Below are 14,700 nucleotides of genomic sequence, written 5' to 3'. Positions count from 1 at the left end.
GCAGCGACCAAAGACCTTTTCGCCCCTTTTGGGTCTTTCCAAAAGGGGCTGGCGTGCCACGGAAGGCACGTCATATCCGGCAGGGATGCCAAAGGTGGAATCCACCTCAAATTCAGTATCCTGGCTACTCAGTAAAGCTAAAAGGACTGGACCCCGCATCAAGTGCGGGGTGACGATAACTCTATGATTCGCGTCACGTATCTGGCTATGGTTGCCAATGTATAAAGGCCCTATGAAGGGCAGGATTCCGAACTCTTAGTCAAACTACAAGGATCAGGCCCCGGCCCTCGCCGGGTTGACGATAAGTGCGGGCGGGCATACTGCGAGGCCCTGAGCTAACTCAGGGCGACGATATGCCCTGGCCCCTAGATCCTTACCCCTCGCTCCCTGAGCATATTCTCAAGCACGATTTTGGACCACTTATACACCTGATCGGTGGCGATCCCGGTTTGCTCCTTTTTAAAACGGATCACAATGGGATAGGTACTGGGGTCGCAGAAGTTGTGCCTGTCGAAGCCCTCCCAGAGCAGCGCCAAAGAGCTGATCTCGATGCTCGAGTCCCCATACACCCAGTAACTGACCCGGCTGGAATAGCCATTGCGGTATATATCATTGCCCAGTCGTCTGGCTTCGGCCTCAGAGCCCAGACAAAAAGCCTGGTAGACCGGCCTGGACTCCTGTTTTGAACTTGGGGTCAGTGAACAGGCCGACAAGCACAGGCCTAACAATGCGTACATAACGGACTTTACACTCACCGGCTGACAACTCAGCGATGGGCGCTTCTTCTTTACTTCTGATTTCATTCGACGGGACTTTCTCAAAACAATCGTTAAATTAAACACCGGGATTTCAGTCAATCAATCCTGGCTCTCTGCGCCTCGTAGCGGGATCACATTATCGGCTGTTGGCGTCCCGTCCGCTGCCGTCTTCCTGCTGTCCTTATTCTCCGGGTCATCCCCGCTTATCGAGGCCTCGGCCTGCTTCGCATCCTCGTCGGTGGGCATAGAGAAAAGATCCTCTATCTCACCGTCAAAACCTTCGATATCCGGCAATTGTTCCAGACTTTGCAGGCCAAAGTAATCCAAAAATCCCTTGGTGGTGGCGTATAGCGCCGGGCGGCCGGGCACCTCACGGTGGCCCACCACCTTAATCCAGTCCCTTTCGGTCAGCGTCTTAATAATATTGCTGCTGACCGTCACCCCGCGCACATCTTCGATTTCGCCCCGGGTAACCGGCTGGCGATAGGCGATCAGCGCCAGCGTTTCCAGCAAAGCGCGGGAATAGCGCGGCGTGCTTTCCTGCCACAGCTTACTCAGCCAGGGCGACAGGCTGTCGTCCGACTGAAACCGATAGCCCGACGCCACCTGCACCAGATGAATGCCTCTGGGCCGGTAATCCAGTTCGATGGCGTCCAGCGCCTTATTCAGCTTCTGGGTAGAAACTCCCAGGCCTTCCAGTACGGTGTTTTGCAGCTTGTCTTTACTCAGTGGTCCGTCGGCCACAAACAGCGCCGCCTCCACCAATTGTTTTAACTGTTCATCGCCGATCTTCGCCATCAGCCCAATTCCTCGTAACTCTTATCCTGCCCACCTGCGGCGCGAATATGGATCTGACTGTAGGCCTCTGATTGTAACAGCTCCACCAGCGACTCCTTCACTAATTCCAACACGGCTAAGAAGGACACCACCACGCCCGAGCGGCCTTCCTCGGGGGTAAACAGCTCGGAGAAATTCAGGTAACGATCCGCCTGCACCTTATCCAGGATCTGGCTCATGCGCTCTCGGGTGGACAGCACTTCGGGAGTAATATGATGATGCTCGAAATTGGCTGCCTTTTGCATGGCAGACTGAAAGGCCAGCACCAGCTCTTTAAGGTCCACTTCCGGCAAGATCTGCTCGGGCTGGCAGTTTTCATGGGCTGTTGCCGCGCCGGTAAAATTGTCCCGTTCCTGACGGGGCAAGCCGTCGATCTCGGCCGCCGCCTGCTTGATGGCCTCATACTCTTTTAGCCGCCGGATCAGCTCGGCTCTGGGGTCTTCTTCGTCCTCTTCCACCGACTTAGGCCGCGGCAGTAACACCCGGCTTTTAATCTCCGCCAGAATCGCCGCCATCAGCAGGTACTCTCCAGCCAGTTCCAGCTTGAGATCCTTCATCACGTCTACGTATTCCATATACTGGCGGGTGATATCCACAATGGGCATATTGGCGATATCCAGTTTCTGGCGCTTGATCAGATACAACAGCAGATCCAGCGGGCCTTCGAAGGTTTCCAGAATCACTTCCAGCGCTTCCGGCGGAATATAGAGATCCTGCGGCTTTTCCAGTACCGCTTCGCCATTAACAAACGCCAGTGGCAGCGGTTGCTGCACCGGAACTTGTTGGCTGACTTGTGGCTTGTCGCCGCTGGAAGGGGTTGGCTCAGACAAAAGGCTCTACATCCCCCTCGCCTTCACGCAATACCCGCGCCTCACCGTCGGAAAGGTCCACCACTGTGGTGGGATGCTCGCCAATATTGCCGCCGTCGATGATCAGGTCCACCACCTTCTCCAGTCGGTCGCGAATATCTTCAGGATCGGACTCGGCCAGGGCATTGCCCGGCAGAATCAGGGAGGTGGACATCAGTGGTTCGCCCAGCTCTTCCAGCAGTGCCAGGGAAATGGGATTTGCCGGTACCCGAATGCCTATGGTCTTACGTTTGGGGTTTTGCAAACGCTTGGGGACTTCCTTAGTGGCCTTAAATACAAAGGTGTAGGGGCCTGGCGTGTTGTTCTTAAGTTGGCGAAAAGCCAGATTATCCACCCGCGCGTACTCAGACAGCTCCGACATATCCCGGCACATCAGGGTAAAGTTGTGATCCTTGCCGATGTTTCGGATCTGGCAAATGCGCTCCAGTGCCTTTTTGTCGTCCATATGGCAACCAATGGCATAACCGGAGTCGGTGGGATAAACCACCACAGCACCGTCGTGGATCATCTCACAGGCTTTCTTAATCAGCCTCGGCTGAGGGTTGTCCGGGTGTATCTGAAAAAACTGACTCATCAATACCTCCAATTAATTGATGGACCAATTCTGCCATATTGGCACAAGGTCTTCGGCAAACGAAAGGTTTTTGCCCAGCTCCGTCCAGCGCGACGGATGATGAAAGTCCGAGCCGGCCGAGGCTTTAAGATCATATTCGCGGGCATAGCTGGCCATCTGTCGACGCCGATCCGGCGACAGGCCCGGATGCAATACCTCCAGGCCATCGCCGCCACAGTCTTTAAAATACACGATCAGTCGGCGCAGCCACTTGGCGCTAAGGTCATAGCGGGCCGGATGAGCCAGCACCGCATCGCCACCGGCGGCGTGGATCCAGTCAATGGCCTCAGGGATCTCCGGCCACTGGGGGGTCACATGAGCTCGTTTCCCCTTGCCTAAATAACGGCGAAAGGCGGCATCAAAGTCACTGACAATACCGGCGTTAATGAGCGCCCGGGCAAAATGGGCCCGGGTCACCTGCCCCACTCCGGCCAGTCGCACCGCATCTTCATACACCGACTCAAAGCCCATTTTAGCCAGCTTCTCACCGATTTTTTGCGCCCGCTCATCACGCCGCTCACTTTGCTCGGCCAGCCGCTGAGTTAAAACCGGATGGGCCGGATCGATATTCAGCCCTAATACATGAATATCAAACCCATGCCAGCGGGTGGAAATTTCCACCCCTGGAATCAGCTGTAATGATCGTTTTTGCCCGGCCTGACATGCCTGAGCCTCTTCCAGGCCAGCGGTCGAATCATGATCGGTAATGGCCAGCACATCCAGCTGATGATTATGGGCCCGAAGCACCAATTCCTCAGGCGATAAACTGCCATCGGAATAGTGGGTGTGACTGTGCAGATCGATTTTCATTAGGGTCTGTTTATCTCTCATCTTCGTCTCTGTTGAGAGCGAAAAAAGTGTCAATCAAGGCGCGAGTGGCGTGGTTTAGCCATCTAAACGAGCCACGAGTAACCTAGCGTGACGCTTTTTTAGCCTCAACCCAAGGGGCTGGGGCCATTTTCTCATCCAGCGGCGTTATCAGTCGCTTATTTAGGTCCACTAAACTTCACTCCCTCTGCCTTGCTGGATGAAAAAATAGCCTCCAGCAGAGCGCGTTTATGAAAGATAAACAGACCCCAACACTATGGTTTATTCACTTTTGCCATAAGCACATTGGTTGACTTAGGCTTCAATTTGGTTTCTTCTATAGGCACATTATACAGAACAGCGACGCTGATTCTCGAACAAAACCAATGAAAGCATTGAACGATTTATGAGAGCACAACAGTCTTTTCACACACTGAACACTATCTGGTGGTGGCATAACCCGAACTAAGCGGGCTATGCGCTTTTGTGCCTGGAAAAATTCCAGAGAAAAGGCCCGCACTTCGCGGGCCTTTTTCGTTTTTAACCATGGATAATTTATGAGCTTAACTCAACTTAGCCAACAACCCGGACAGGTGGAGAGTCTGATTAAAGACGCCCCCTACCAGCCCGACCCCTTGGCACTCTATCAGCATCTGTGTCGGGAGCGGGGCAATACCCTGCTGTTAGAGTCGGCCGAGATCGACAGCAAGGACAACTTAAAGAGCCTGATCCTCACCGACGCCGCCGTACGTCTTGAGTGCCGGGGTCATCAGGTGAATGCCGTAGCGCTCACCGATAACGGCCAGGCGGTACTGCCGGTACTGGCCGAATACAGCGGTGCCGAAGTGAGTGAACAAGGCCTTACCCAATTAACGCTGACCTACCCGCCCGCCGATGCCGAGCTGGATGAAGACGCGCGTTTAAAAGCTCACTCGGTATTCGACAGCTTAAGAGCCTGCGTGCAGAGACTAACGCCATTGCGCGACCATCCTCAGGCAGTGTTTCTGGGCGGGGTGTTCGCCTATGACTTACTGGCCGGTTTCGAGCCTTTGCCGGAGGTACCCGACGGCGATAACGACTGCCCGGACTTTGTGTTTTATCTGGCCGAGACCCTGATATTGGTAGACCACCAATCCCGCAGCAGCCAGATTATCGGCAGCGTATTTAGCGGCGAGCAGGTCGCCAATCATTATTTCGCCGTCAGTCAGCGTGTGGAGCAGCTTTATCAGGCCTTAGGTGAGAATCTGCCCGAACCGACAGCGCCCACGGCTTCAGTCAGTGCCGAGTCACTGAAGGTGAGTAAATCCGATGCAGAATTCAAACAGGATGTGCTGAATCTTAAAGAACATATCCTGGCCGGGGATATTTTTCAGGTGGTGCCCTCGCGCACCTTCTCCCTGCCCTGCCCCGATGCTTACCTGGCCTACGCCAGGCTTAAGCAACAAAACCCCAGTCCCTACATGTTCTACCTGCAGGATCAGGACTTCACCATCTTCGGTGCCTCGCCAGAGTCGGCGCTTAAGTACACTCAGAGCAACCGCGAGGTGGAGGTGTACCCCATCGCCGGAACCCGTCCACGAGGCTTTAACCACGATGGCAGTATCAATAGAGATCTGGACAGCCGCATTGAGCTTAACCTACGCGAAGACGACAAAGAAAAAGCCGAGCACCTGATGTTGGTGGATCTGGCCCGTAACGATATAGCCCGGGTCAGCGAGCCGGGTAGCCGTTATGTCAAAGATCTGCTCAAGGTCGACCGCTATTCTCACGTAATGCACCTGGTATCGCGTGTTGTGGGCACCTTACGCAGCGACCTGGATGCGCTGCACGCTTATCAGGCCTGCATGAACATGGGCACTCTGGTGGGCGCACCAAAAGTGATGGCAGCCCGGCTGATTCGTGAGGTGGAGGGGGAACGCCGGGGCAGCTACGGCGGCGCCGTAGGCTATATGAATGGCCACGGCGATCTGGATACCTGTATCGTGATTCGCTCGGCCTTTGTCAAAAATCAGACCGCCTATATTCAGGCAGGCGCCGGGGTGGTATTTGACTCCGAGCCTCAGTCAGAGGCGGATGAAACCCGTGGCAAGGCTCAGGCGGTGATCCGTGCGGTGATCGACGCCCACCAATGCCCTATCAAGGAGAATGATCATGGCTGATAAGCGTATTATTCTGGTGGATAACTTTGACTCCTTTACCTACAACCTGGTAGATGAAATGCGCTGCATGGGCTTTGAGCTGACCGTCTATCGTAACCAGCAAAGTGCCGATTTTATCCTGAAACAGCTGGAGCGAAGCCCCACTCCGCCGCTGTTGATGCTCTCGCCAGGCCCCGGCGCACCGGCCGATGCCGGCTGTGTGCCTGAACTGTTAAATAAGGTGGCCGGGCGTTTCCCAGTGCTGGGGATCTGCTTAGGCCATCAGGCCATTGTGGAGCATTTTGGCGGCACAGTGGGCCGGGCCGATACCGTGATGCATGGAAAGTCTTCGGCCATCGAGCACTGCGGCGATAAGATGTTCAGCGATCTACCCAACCCATTACCGGTGGCACGCTACCATTCTCTGGTGGCGCACTCGGTACCCGACTCGCTGGACGTGTTGGCCGAATTTAACCAGTTGCCCATGGCGGTGTATCACCAGGAGCAGCAGATGCTGGGCTTTCAGTTTCACCCCGAATCCATTTTAACGTCACTGGGCAGCCAGTTGTTGACCCAGAGCATTCACTTTCTAGGAGATGCGTCGTGCAAGACATACTAGATACCTTATACGACGGCAAAGCCTTGTCTCAGGCCGATACGCGGCGTTTTTTTGATGCCGTAGTGAAAGGCGATGTGGAGCCGGTGGTACTGGCTTCCGCACTCACCGCATTAAAGATGCGCGGCGAAACCCCGGAGGAGATAGCCGGGGCCGTATCGGCGCTAATCGATAATGCCAGGCCCTTTCCTGAGGTCGACACGCCTTTTGCCGATATCGTCGGTACCGGCGGCGATGGTCACAACACCATTAATATCTCCTCGGCCAGCGCGATTGTGGCGGCGGCCTGTGGCGCTAAGGTGGCCAAACACGGCAATCGCAGCGTGTCCAGCAAATCCGGTTCGGCAGACCTGTTTGAGTCTTTCGGCATGGAATTGATGATGTCCCCAGACACTGCCGCCAACTGCCTGGAGCAAACCGGCCTGTGCTTCTTATTTGCGCCCAACTATCATGCCGGCATTCGCCATGCGATGCCGGTGCGTCAGGCGCTCAAAACCCGTACCCTGTTCAACCTGTTAGGGCCGTTGGCCAATCCGGCCCGTCCCAGCCATATGTTGGTAGGGGTGTATCTGCCTGAACTGGTGCGGCCCTTTGCCGAAACCCTGAAACTACTGGGCTATACCAAGGCACTGGTGGTGCATGGCAGCGGCCTGGATGAATTTGCACTGCATGGCCCTTCGCAGGTGGCTGAGTTGGATCAAGGGGAGATCCGTGAATATCAGCTCAGCCCGGCGGATTTTGGCCTGACCGAATCCCCCATTAGCGCCATTAAAGGCGGCGAACCAGAGGAGAATAAAACCCTCATTGAGGCGCTGCTCAATGGTCAGGGCCAGCCAGCCCACGAAACCGCCGTCGCCATCAACACCGGCGCGCTACTGAAACTGCTTGGCTTAGCCGAAACCTTTAAACACGGAGCCGAACAGGCGCTGGCGGTGATCCGATCGGGCCGGGCAATCGAAACCATTGAACAAGCCAGTCGACTGAGTCAGGAGGCCACTCATGGATAATGTGCTTGCCCGGATTGTTGCCGATAAGCGCCAGGAATTAACAGCCCGTAAGCAGGCGTTACCTCTGAGTGAGTTTCAGCGTACGCTGACTCCCTCAAAAAAGAGCCTGTATCGGGCTTTAAGTGCACCGAACACCGGCTTTATCCTGGAATGCAAGAAGGCTTCACCTTCCAAAGGACTGATTCGCGAGCGGTTTGATCTGGACGAGATCCTCGCCGCCTACACCCCTTACGCGGCCGGCATCTCAGTGCTAACCGACGAGAAATACTTTCAGGGTCGCTATGAATATCTGCAGTATGTGACCGAACGTGTCAGCCAGCCGGTGTTGAATAAAGACTTCTTTGTTGACCCGTATCAGGTATACCTGGCCCGCTACTATGGCGCCGATGCCATCTTGCTGATGCTGTCGGTACTCAGCGACGACGAATATAAGCAGTTAGAGGCGGTGGCCAATGAGCTGGAGCTGGATATTCTGACCGAAGTCAGTAACGAACAAGAAGCCGAGCGGGCCTGCCAGTTAAAGGCCAAAATCATCGGCATTAACAACCGCAACCTGCGGGATCTCAGCACCGATCTGGCCGCTACCGAGCGCCTGGCTCCTCTGTTGTCAGAAGAGGCGGTAGTGATTTCCGAATCGGGCATCTATACCCATGAGGATGTGCAGCGTCTGGCACCGCATGCGGACGGTTTTTTGGTGGGCAGCGCCCTGATGGCCCAGCACGATCTGCCTAAAGCCGTGCGCCAGCTGGTGCTGGGGAAGGTAAAAGTCTGTGGGCTCACGCGCATTGAGGATACCAAAGCCGTGGCCCAGTCTGGTGCCAGCTATGGCGGACTGATTTTCGCTCGAAAGTCATCCCGCTGCGTGACGCTTGAGCAGGCTCAGGCCATCGTCGATGCCGTGCCCTTTAATTATGTGGGGGTGTTTGTGAATGAAGCCATCGAAACCGTTGCGGATACGGCCCGTCAGTTGTCACTGGTGGCGGTACAATTGCACGGCGATGAGGACCATACATACATCGACCAGCTGCGCGCCGCCCTGCCCGACAACTGTCAGGTCTGGCGGGCCGTCGGCGTTAAAAACAGCCTGCCTGAGATGGACCACCCTAAGGTGGACCACTACCTGCTGGACTGTCAGGTGGGCAAGGATAAAGGCGGCACCGGCCAGTCCTTCGACTGGTCGTTGCTGGAAGGGCTCGTTGATAAGTCCGGTTACTGGCTGGCGGGCGGACTGAGTCCGGAGAATATCAAACAGGCACGCCGCACAGGTTTAGGCGGGCTGGATGCCAATTCCGGCGTCGAAAGCGCTCCGGGCATCAAAGATGCCGACAAGATCAAACAACTTTTTAACCAATTACGGGATTACTGATGACTGATAACACAGGAAAATTCGGCGATTATGGTGGCACCTATGTGCCCGAGTTGCTGGTGCCGGCACTGGACCAGCTGGCCGAGGCCTTCGAGGAGGCCCAAAACGATGAAGGCTTTAAACAGGAGTTTATGAGCCTGTTAAAAGACTACGCCGGTCGCCCGACGGCGCTCACTCTGACCCGTAATCTGGTGAAAAACCCTAAGGTAAAGCTGTACCTGAAACGGGAAGATCTGCTGCATGGCGGCGCTCATAAAACCAATCAGGTTCTGGGTCAGGCGCTGCTCACCAAGCGCATGGGCAAGACAGAAGTGATCGCTGAGACCGGCGCCGGTCAGCATGGTACCGCCACGGCTCTGGCGTGCGCACTGCTGGGGCTCAAAGCCCGGATTTATATGGGCGCCAAAGACGTCGAACGCCAGGCGCCCAATGTATTTCGTATGCGCCTGATGGGGGCGGAAGTGATCCCGGTGGAATCAGGCTCCGGTACCTTGAAGGACGCGGTGAATGAGGCCATGCGCGACTGGTCCGCCACCTATGACAAGGCCCACTACCTGCTTGGTACCGCTGCCGGACCGCACCCTTTCCCCACCATTGTGCGTGAGTTTCACCGTATGATCGGCGAGGAAGTAAGGGAGCAAATCCTGGAAAAAGAAGGTCGCCTGCCCGATTCCATTGTTGCCTGTGTCGGCGGTGGCTCCAACGCCATCGGCATTTTCGCCGACTTTATCGACACTCCCGAGGTCAAACTAATTGGCGTCGAGCCGGCCGGTAAGGGGCTGCACAGCCACGAGCATGGCGCGGCCATTGCCAACGGCACTAAAGGTATCTTACACGGGGCTTACAGCTACATTATGCAAACCGAGGAAGGCCAGATTGAAGAGTCCTACTCGGTCTCGGCCGGGCTGGATTATCCGGCGGTGGGTCCTCAGCACGCTTACCTGAACGACATTGGTCGGGCAAGCTATGAGTCCGTCACCGATGAAGAAGCCCTAAATGCCTTTAAGCTATTGGCCCGTAAGGAAGGCATTATTCCGGCGCTGGAGTCCTCCCACGCCCTGGCCCATGCCCTGAATATGGCCGATGAAGCCGAAGACGACACCATCATCGTGGTCAACCTGTCCGGTCGCGGCGACAAAGACCTGGCCCATGTCCACCAAATCCTGGAAGGAGAGCAGTAAGATGGCGCGATACCAAGCAATGTTTGAACGACTGGAAGCGGCCAATCAAGGTGCGTTTGTGCCCTTTGTGATGGTAGGCGACCCGGATCTCGAGACCAGCCTTGAGATCATCAACGCCCTTATCGACGGTGGCGCCGACGCGTTGGAGCTGGGCATCCCGTTCTCAGACCCAGTGGCCGACGGCCCCACCATTCAAAAAGCGGCCCTGCGTGCTTTAGAGCATAACGCCAAACCGAGCGATTGTTTAAACCTTATCGCCAGGGTGCGCGAACAACACCCGGACATTCCTATCGGCCTGTTACTGTACAGCAATCTGGTGCTGGCGCCTGGCATTGATCAGTTTTATGCCAGGGCTGCCGAAGCGGGAGTAGACTCGGTTCTGATCGCCGATGTGCCCCTGAAAGAAGCGGCACGCTTTCAAGAGCAGGCCAGAAGTCATGGTATTCAGCAGATCCTAATCGCCCCACCTAATGCCAGTGAAGCAACATTAGAGAAGATCGGCGCCCAGTCCGAAGGCTATACCTACCTGCTGGGCAGAGCCGGAGTAACAGGCACCGAAACCGCCGCCACCATGCCAGCCAAGGACCTGGTCGAGAACCTGCAACGTTTTAATGCTGCGCCCCCCATTCTCGGGTTTGGCATTTCCAAGCCAGAGCAGGTGAAAGACGCCATCCAGGCAGGCGCGGCCGGCGCCATTGCCGGTTCGGCCACGGTTAAGCTTATTGAGCAGCATCTCGGGGATAAAGCCACCATGCTGGGCGAACTGACAGCCTTTGTTCGCTCCATGAAGACAGCCACACAAATGTAACCGCAGCGACGCCCTGCGGGGCGTCACTCTTTACTCTGAGATTCGCGCTCTTGCCTCACCCGCTTAGCCTGAGCCACAATCACGCCGCTCATTAACCCCAGGCCGGTGCCTGAGAGAATACCAGCCAGTAAGCCTAAACCGGGATCATTGACGTGCTTGCCGTAAATAAAACCAAAGAAAACCCCCAGCACAAAACCCACCAGGGCACCGATCCAAAGATAGCGACCGGCTAAAGACCGGGACGGCGCTTTTGGATTATTCACTATTATTCTCCCTGCTTAACGCTGACAATGCTGTAAAGCCTAGCAAAAAGCGTTACTATTGCCCCGAAATATCCAGACAAAAGTAACGATGACCGCACTGTTTGAATTTTTACCTCTGATTGTATTTTTTGTGGTGTACAAGATAGAAGGCATCTTCTGGGCCACCGGAGCCCTGATGGCAATGATGGTGCTGCAAATTTTGGTCACCTTTGCCAAGACCAAGTCAGTTCCCAAAAAGCAGTGGCTGTTTTTAGCCATTATTCTGGTGTTCGGCGGCCTGACAATCGGGCTCCGGGACGAAACCTTTATCATGTGGAAGCCAACCATCGTCTATGTGGTGTTCTTCGCGGGCCTGATGATCAGTCAGTGGATGAAAAAGCCGGCCATTAAAGGCTTGATGGGCGGAGCCATTGCCATGCCCGAGCGTATATGGAATCGCCTGAACACCAGTTGGGCCCTGTTTTTTCTGCTCTCTGCCATGGTCAACCTGTACGTGGCTTATCAGTTCAGTGAGGAAGTCTGGGTTAACTTTAAGGTCTGGGGCATGACTGGTGCCACCCTGCTTTTCTGTGTTGCCAGTATTCTGGCGGTACAAAAACATGTCACCGAGGTCGACACCCCTGCCAAGGAGAACGACTGATGTGGTATATGATTGTATCGGAGGACGTACCTAACAGCCTGCCACTGCGCAAGCAAACTCGTGAGGCTCATCTGGCCCGCCTGCAGCAGCTTAAGGAGCAGGGTCGCTTACTCATCGCTGGCCCCTGTCCGGCCATTGATACGGAGAACCCCGGCGAAGCGGGCTTTACCGGCTCACTAGTGGTCGCCGAATTTGAATCTCTGGAAGCTGCCCGACAATGGGCCGATGCCGACCCCTACAAAGCCGCCGGCGTCTACGCTCAAACCACCGTGAAACCCTATAAAAAGGTTCTGCCCTGATTCTATGATCGAGAGTAACAGCCTGTTTATCTCTAATAATGTTCAGCTGCCGCTCCATGAAATCGAGTTAAACGCCATCCGGGCTCAGGGCAGCGGCGGCCAGAATGTGAATAAAGTGGCTACCGCCATTCACCTGCGTTTCGACATTCGCACTTCGTCATTGCCTGAGTTCTACCAGCAGCGCCTGTTGGCACTGAAAGACCAGCGTCTGACTCAGGATGGGGTAATAGTGATAAAAGCCCAAAGCTTTCGCACTCAGGAACAAAATCGAGAAGACGCGCTGCAGCGGTTACAGAAGCTGATTCAGAGCGTCGCCAAAACCGAGAAAAAGCGCAAAGCCACTAAACCTTCCAAAGCGGCCAAGCGCCGACGACTGGAGAACAAAAAGCAACAGGGGCAGAAAAAGCAGCTCAGAGGCAAGATCTTTTAAAGCAGATCAAACTCATATTTGCTGCGCCGGCAAAAGTCACTGTGCAACCGTTCCTGATGCGCTCCCTCCGGCACCATTAGACCGCAGCGGGGCCGCTCCTTATCCAAGCGTTCCGTTAGGGTATTGAAGATCTCAAAGCCGCGATGACAATACAGCTCTCCCCAACTGGTAACATAGATTACATAGAGGCTGTCGATATCGCCTCGCAAACGACGGCTGGTAAAGTTCGCCACCGCCAGGCAGGCTGTAATTTTTTCCGGCGCCAGCAAAGCCTCGCGGCTGATTTCTGATACTTTACGGGGCGGGAACCAATCCTCGAACAAGAGCACCATCCGCCGCACGTCCGCTTCCGATAATGGTTCGGTTTTATAATCCATTAAAAAACGGCTGCGTCCATCGAGTACCTTGTTCCATACCGACCAGAGAATGGGCTCGACCAGGTTTTCTCCCTTGTGAAGGATCTTCTTTGGAATGGTTTCGGGCAGAATATTGAGCTGGTCGCCGCTGCAAATAAACCAACGTCGACCGCTTTCAGACACCAACTCCATATCCGCCTTTATGGTGACAAAGCGGCAGTAAAGTTCATCATCCATGACGCTGCGGAGATATTCGATTTTATGCTTCTTACGGGAGTAAAAACTGTCCAGCTTACGCCCAATAACCGTCATGTCCGTCGGATTAACCTGCTGGGGGGCCTGACTCAATTCGGCCGACAAGCGTCGATAGCAATGAATCAGGAAACTATGTACCTGACGGCTTAGCACCAACAGATCATGAAAGGGCCATTGGCGCAGGTTATCCACGCGGGTCAGTTTCTGAGAATCCCACCCCCAGTGCCGGACATAACTTTGCATAATGCGTTTTTTAAAGGTGCTTGTGGCCTGCAGCTGGTTGTTGTAACTGGACAACGGCTCACCACACTTCACATAAAAGCACAGTTGCAACAGAGGCACCACATCCGGCTTGGCCCGACGATAGTAATCCACCAGATCATCAAACATCAGGGCATAGGCATCCACCTGCTCCTCGGCTCCTTCGATCTGGAAGCCACTGTGGACACGCTCTTTCAACAGGTTACATAGCGGCTGTTTTCGCCCTAAATTCTGCAAAAAGACTTCCAGCTTGGCCATTTTCAATACCGATTTGAAGGGTGAGTCCATGGCCTTGGCGATCTGCCAGATAGCGGCACCAAACAGTTCTCCCGAATCGAGCTGCTGCAGGTTGCCCAAGTCCATGACTAAATGGGGCTCCGGCGAACGGCCCGGTTTGAGGGAATGCAGCAGCCGATGGTATTCATCATCGTCGGCATCGGCCGGCACCAGCCACCAGAAGGGTAAACGGCCGGCAACCAGAATATTGGTGGCATAAAACTCGGCTTTCAGAAATCGAGCCTGCGCCGAACCTGAGCTCTCTCCATCGGCCTGACCAAAGTCATTGGCTCTGACATGGTCGATATCGGACAGGAAGAAATGCACTTCCATTCCCTGCTGATCAGCCCATTGTTCTATGCGGGTCAGCTTAGTCTGTAACAACGCTAACTGATGCTCGGAAAAGGCTTTGGTATCCAGGCAAACCCAATAGTCGAAATCCGAATTTGCCGACTGGGCGATGCTGCCGATGCTCCCCATCAGTAACAACGCATCGATGGACCTTTGCTTAGGCCAGATAGCCCTGAAGTTATTAAACAACTCGTGCTGTTCTGGAAAAAGCTCCGGCAAGACCTCACGCACACTGTCCCGCAAAGAATAAACTTGCAAACCATAGGGCACTGCCGGGTCATCCACATACCCCGGTAGGTCCGGATGATTTACATGCAGTAAAAACGGCAAAGCATGAAAGTAAGCATGTCGCCCATCGGGCAACAGGGACACGGCTCTCTCGTAACGGATTTTATTAAACCGCAACACCCGTAATAGACGAATAGCGAGGTTAGACTGTATAGGAACTTCAGCCTGTTCGATGTTCATGATGCTCTCTGTTGGCGCACTGTTTTTGAACGAGGCTGGATGCCCCCTGCCACACTCGGCCCGCCTGCAGACCGATAAAGCCAGACATTACCGCCCGGCCG

At 54.9% G+C, this 14,700-nt stretch carries 16 protein-coding genes; 9 read left to right on the top strand and 7 right to left on the bottom strand.

Annotated features, from left to right (window positions below):
• Positions 1 to 365: 365 nt before the first annotated feature.
• The 5 genes from HMF8227_RS06195 to HMF8227_RS06175 are packed head-to-tail and all read right to left on the bottom strand — an operon-like array spanning position 366 to position 3,887.
• Entirely contained in the window at positions 366 to 803 is a 438-nt protein-coding gene (locus HMF8227_RS06195) for a hypothetical protein (protein WP_109339347.1), read from the bottom strand.
• A gap of 54 nt (positions 804 to 857) precedes the next feature.
• Positions 858 to 1,556: an SMC-Scp complex subunit ScpB gene (scpB, locus tag HMF8227_RS06190; RefSeq protein ID WP_109339346.1), complete on the bottom strand. Its 699-nt coding sequence runs from the start codon at positions 1,554 to 1,556 to the stop codon at positions 858 to 860.
• On the bottom strand, positions 1,556 to 2,425 hold the full coding sequence (locus HMF8227_RS06185) for a segregation and condensation protein A (RefSeq protein ID WP_109339345.1): 870 nt from the start codon (positions 2,423 to 2,425) through the stop codon (positions 1,556 to 1,558). Before HMF8227_RS06185 ends, scpB begins: the two co-directional genes overlap by 1 nt.
• Positions 2,418 to 3,038, bottom strand: coding sequence for an L-threonylcarbamoyladenylate synthase (locus HMF8227_RS06180; protein WP_109339344.1), 621 nt, complete (start codon positions 3,036 to 3,038; stop codon positions 2,418 to 2,420). The genes HMF8227_RS06185 and HMF8227_RS06180 overlap by 8 nt, the downstream gene beginning before the upstream one ends.
• 12 nt (positions 3,039 to 3,050) lie before the next feature.
• Positions 3,051 to 3,887: a PHP domain-containing protein gene (locus HMF8227_RS06175; RefSeq protein ID WP_109339343.1), complete on the bottom strand. Its 837-nt coding sequence runs from the start codon at positions 3,885 to 3,887 to the stop codon at positions 3,051 to 3,053.
• A 554-nt stretch (positions 3,888 to 4,441) separates the two neighbouring features.
• Here HMF8227_RS06175 and HMF8227_RS06170 point away from each other — a divergent pair.
• Genes HMF8227_RS06170 through trpA form a run of 6 tightly spaced genes read left to right on the top strand, consistent with a single transcriptional unit; the run spans position 4,442 to position 11,000 of the window.
• Complete coding sequence (locus tag HMF8227_RS06170) at positions 4,442 to 6,043, top strand: anthranilate synthase component 1 (RefSeq protein ID WP_109339342.1); 1,602 nt, start codon at positions 4,442 to 4,444, stop codon at positions 6,041 to 6,043.
• Positions 6,036 to 6,641: an aminodeoxychorismate/anthranilate synthase component II gene (locus HMF8227_RS06165; RefSeq protein WP_109339341.1), complete on the top strand. Its 606-nt coding sequence runs from the start codon at positions 6,036 to 6,038 to the stop codon at positions 6,639 to 6,641. Before HMF8227_RS06170 ends, HMF8227_RS06165 begins: the two co-directional genes overlap by 8 nt.
• Positions 6,626 to 7,645 carry an anthranilate phosphoribosyltransferase gene (trpD, locus tag HMF8227_RS06160; protein ID WP_109339340.1) on the top strand — a complete coding sequence of 340 codons (1,020 nt, stop codon included), beginning with the start codon at positions 6,626 to 6,628 and terminating at the stop codon, positions 7,643 to 7,645. Before HMF8227_RS06165 ends, trpD begins: the two co-directional genes overlap by 16 nt.
• Positions 7,638 to 9,011, top strand: coding sequence for a bifunctional indole-3-glycerol-phosphate synthase TrpC/phosphoribosylanthranilate isomerase TrpF (trpCF, locus tag HMF8227_RS06155; RefSeq protein ID WP_109339339.1), 1,374 nt, complete (start codon positions 7,638 to 7,640; stop codon positions 9,009 to 9,011). The genes trpD and trpCF overlap by 8 nt, the downstream gene beginning before the upstream one ends.
• The gene (trpB, locus tag HMF8227_RS06150; RefSeq protein ID WP_109339338.1) at positions 9,011 to 10,192 is read left to right on the top strand and encodes a tryptophan synthase subunit beta; all 1,182 of its coding nucleotides are present in this window, start codon (positions 9,011 to 9,013) and stop codon (positions 10,190 to 10,192) included. The genes trpCF and trpB overlap by 1 nt, the downstream gene beginning before the upstream one ends.
• Position 10,193: 1 nt before the next feature.
• Positions 10,194 to 11,000, top strand: coding sequence for a tryptophan synthase subunit alpha (trpA, locus tag HMF8227_RS06145; RefSeq protein ID WP_109339337.1), 807 nt, complete (start codon positions 10,194 to 10,196; stop codon positions 10,998 to 11,000).
• 23 nt (positions 11,001 to 11,023) lie between these two features.
• Here the strand turns inward: trpA and HMF8227_RS06140 are convergent, their stop codons facing one another.
• The gene (locus HMF8227_RS06140; RefSeq protein ID WP_109339336.1) at positions 11,024 to 11,263 is read right to left on the bottom strand and encodes a hypothetical protein; all 240 of its coding nucleotides are present in this window, start codon (positions 11,261 to 11,263) and stop codon (positions 11,024 to 11,026) included.
• 88 nt (positions 11,264 to 11,351) lie between these two features.
• Between HMF8227_RS06140 and HMF8227_RS06135 the strand changes: the two genes are divergently transcribed.
• The 3 genes from HMF8227_RS06135 to arfB are packed head-to-tail and all read left to right on the top strand — an operon-like array spanning position 11,352 to position 12,632.
• Positions 11,352 to 11,903, top strand: a complete 552-nt coding sequence (locus tag HMF8227_RS06135; protein ID WP_109339335.1) for a septation protein A — start codon at positions 11,352 to 11,354, stop codon at positions 11,901 to 11,903.
• Positions 11,903 to 12,202, top strand: coding sequence for a YciI family protein (locus HMF8227_RS06130; protein ID WP_109339334.1), 300 nt, complete (start codon positions 11,903 to 11,905; stop codon positions 12,200 to 12,202). The genes HMF8227_RS06135 and HMF8227_RS06130 overlap by 1 nt, the downstream gene beginning before the upstream one ends.
• A gap of 4 nt (positions 12,203 to 12,206) precedes the next feature.
• The gene (gene arfB / locus HMF8227_RS06125) at positions 12,207 to 12,632 is read left to right on the top strand and encodes an alternative ribosome rescue aminoacyl-tRNA hydrolase ArfB (protein ID WP_109339333.1); all 426 of its coding nucleotides are present in this window, start codon (positions 12,207 to 12,209) and stop codon (positions 12,630 to 12,632) included.
• Here the strand turns inward: arfB and HMF8227_RS06120 are convergent.
• Entirely contained in the window at positions 12,629 to 14,599 is a 1,971-nt protein-coding gene (locus HMF8227_RS06120; protein ID WP_109339332.1) for a class I adenylate cyclase, read from the bottom strand. The two genes, arfB and HMF8227_RS06120, sit on opposite strands and share 4 nt — an antisense overlap.
• Positions 14,600 to 14,700 lie beyond the last annotated feature (101 nt).

It is taken from the genome of Saliniradius amylolyticus (assembly GCF_003143555.1).
Lineage (GTDB): Bacteria > Pseudomonadota > Gammaproteobacteria > Enterobacterales > Alteromonadaceae > Saliniradius > Saliniradius amylolyticus.
The sequence above is the reverse complement of the archived record's forward strand: the minus strand, read 5'-3'. Positions and strand labels throughout refer to the sequence as shown.

Excerpts from the sequence above, each read along its gene's own strand:
- HMF8227_RS06195 (WP_109339347.1), bottom strand. The coding sequence starts at position 803 with ATGAAATCAGAAGTAAAGAAGAAGCGCCCATCGCTGAGTTGTCAGCCG.
- scpB (WP_109339346.1), bottom strand. The coding sequence starts at position 1,556 with ATGGCGAAGATCGGCGATGAACAGTTAAAACAATTGGTGGAGGCGGCG.
- HMF8227_RS06180 (WP_109339344.1), bottom strand. The coding sequence starts at position 3,038 with ATGAGTCAGTTTTTTCAGATACACCCGGACAACCCTCAGCCGAGGCTG.
- HMF8227_RS06175 (WP_109339343.1), bottom strand. The coding sequence starts at position 3,887 with ATGAAAATCGATCTGCACAGTCACACCCACTATTCCGATGGCAGTTTA.
- HMF8227_RS06170 (WP_109339342.1), top strand. The coding sequence starts at position 4,442 with ATGAGCTTAACTCAACTTAGCCAACAACCCGGACAGGTGGAGAGTCTG.
- HMF8227_RS06165 (WP_109339341.1), top strand. The coding sequence starts at position 6,036 with ATGGCTGATAAGCGTATTATTCTGGTGGATAACTTTGACTCCTTTACC.
- trpCF (WP_109339339.1), top strand. The coding sequence starts at position 7,638 with ATGGATAATGTGCTTGCCCGGATTGTTGCCGATAAGCGCCAGGAATTA.
- trpB (WP_109339338.1), top strand. The coding sequence starts at position 9,011 with ATGACTGATAACACAGGAAAATTCGGCGATTATGGTGGCACCTATGTG.
- trpA (WP_109339337.1), top strand. The coding sequence starts at position 10,194 with ATGGCGCGATACCAAGCAATGTTTGAACGACTGGAAGCGGCCAATCAA.
- HMF8227_RS06135 (WP_109339335.1), top strand. The coding sequence starts at position 11,352 with ATGACCGCACTGTTTGAATTTTTACCTCTGATTGTATTTTTTGTGGTG.
- HMF8227_RS06130 (WP_109339334.1), top strand. The coding sequence starts at position 11,903 with ATGTGGTATATGATTGTATCGGAGGACGTACCTAACAGCCTGCCACTG.
- arfB (WP_109339333.1), top strand. The coding sequence starts at position 12,207 with ATGATCGAGAGTAACAGCCTGTTTATCTCTAATAATGTTCAGCTGCCG.
- HMF8227_RS06120 (WP_109339332.1), bottom strand. The coding sequence starts at position 14,599 with ATGAACATCGAACAGGCTGAAGTTCCTATACAGTCTAACCTCGCTATT.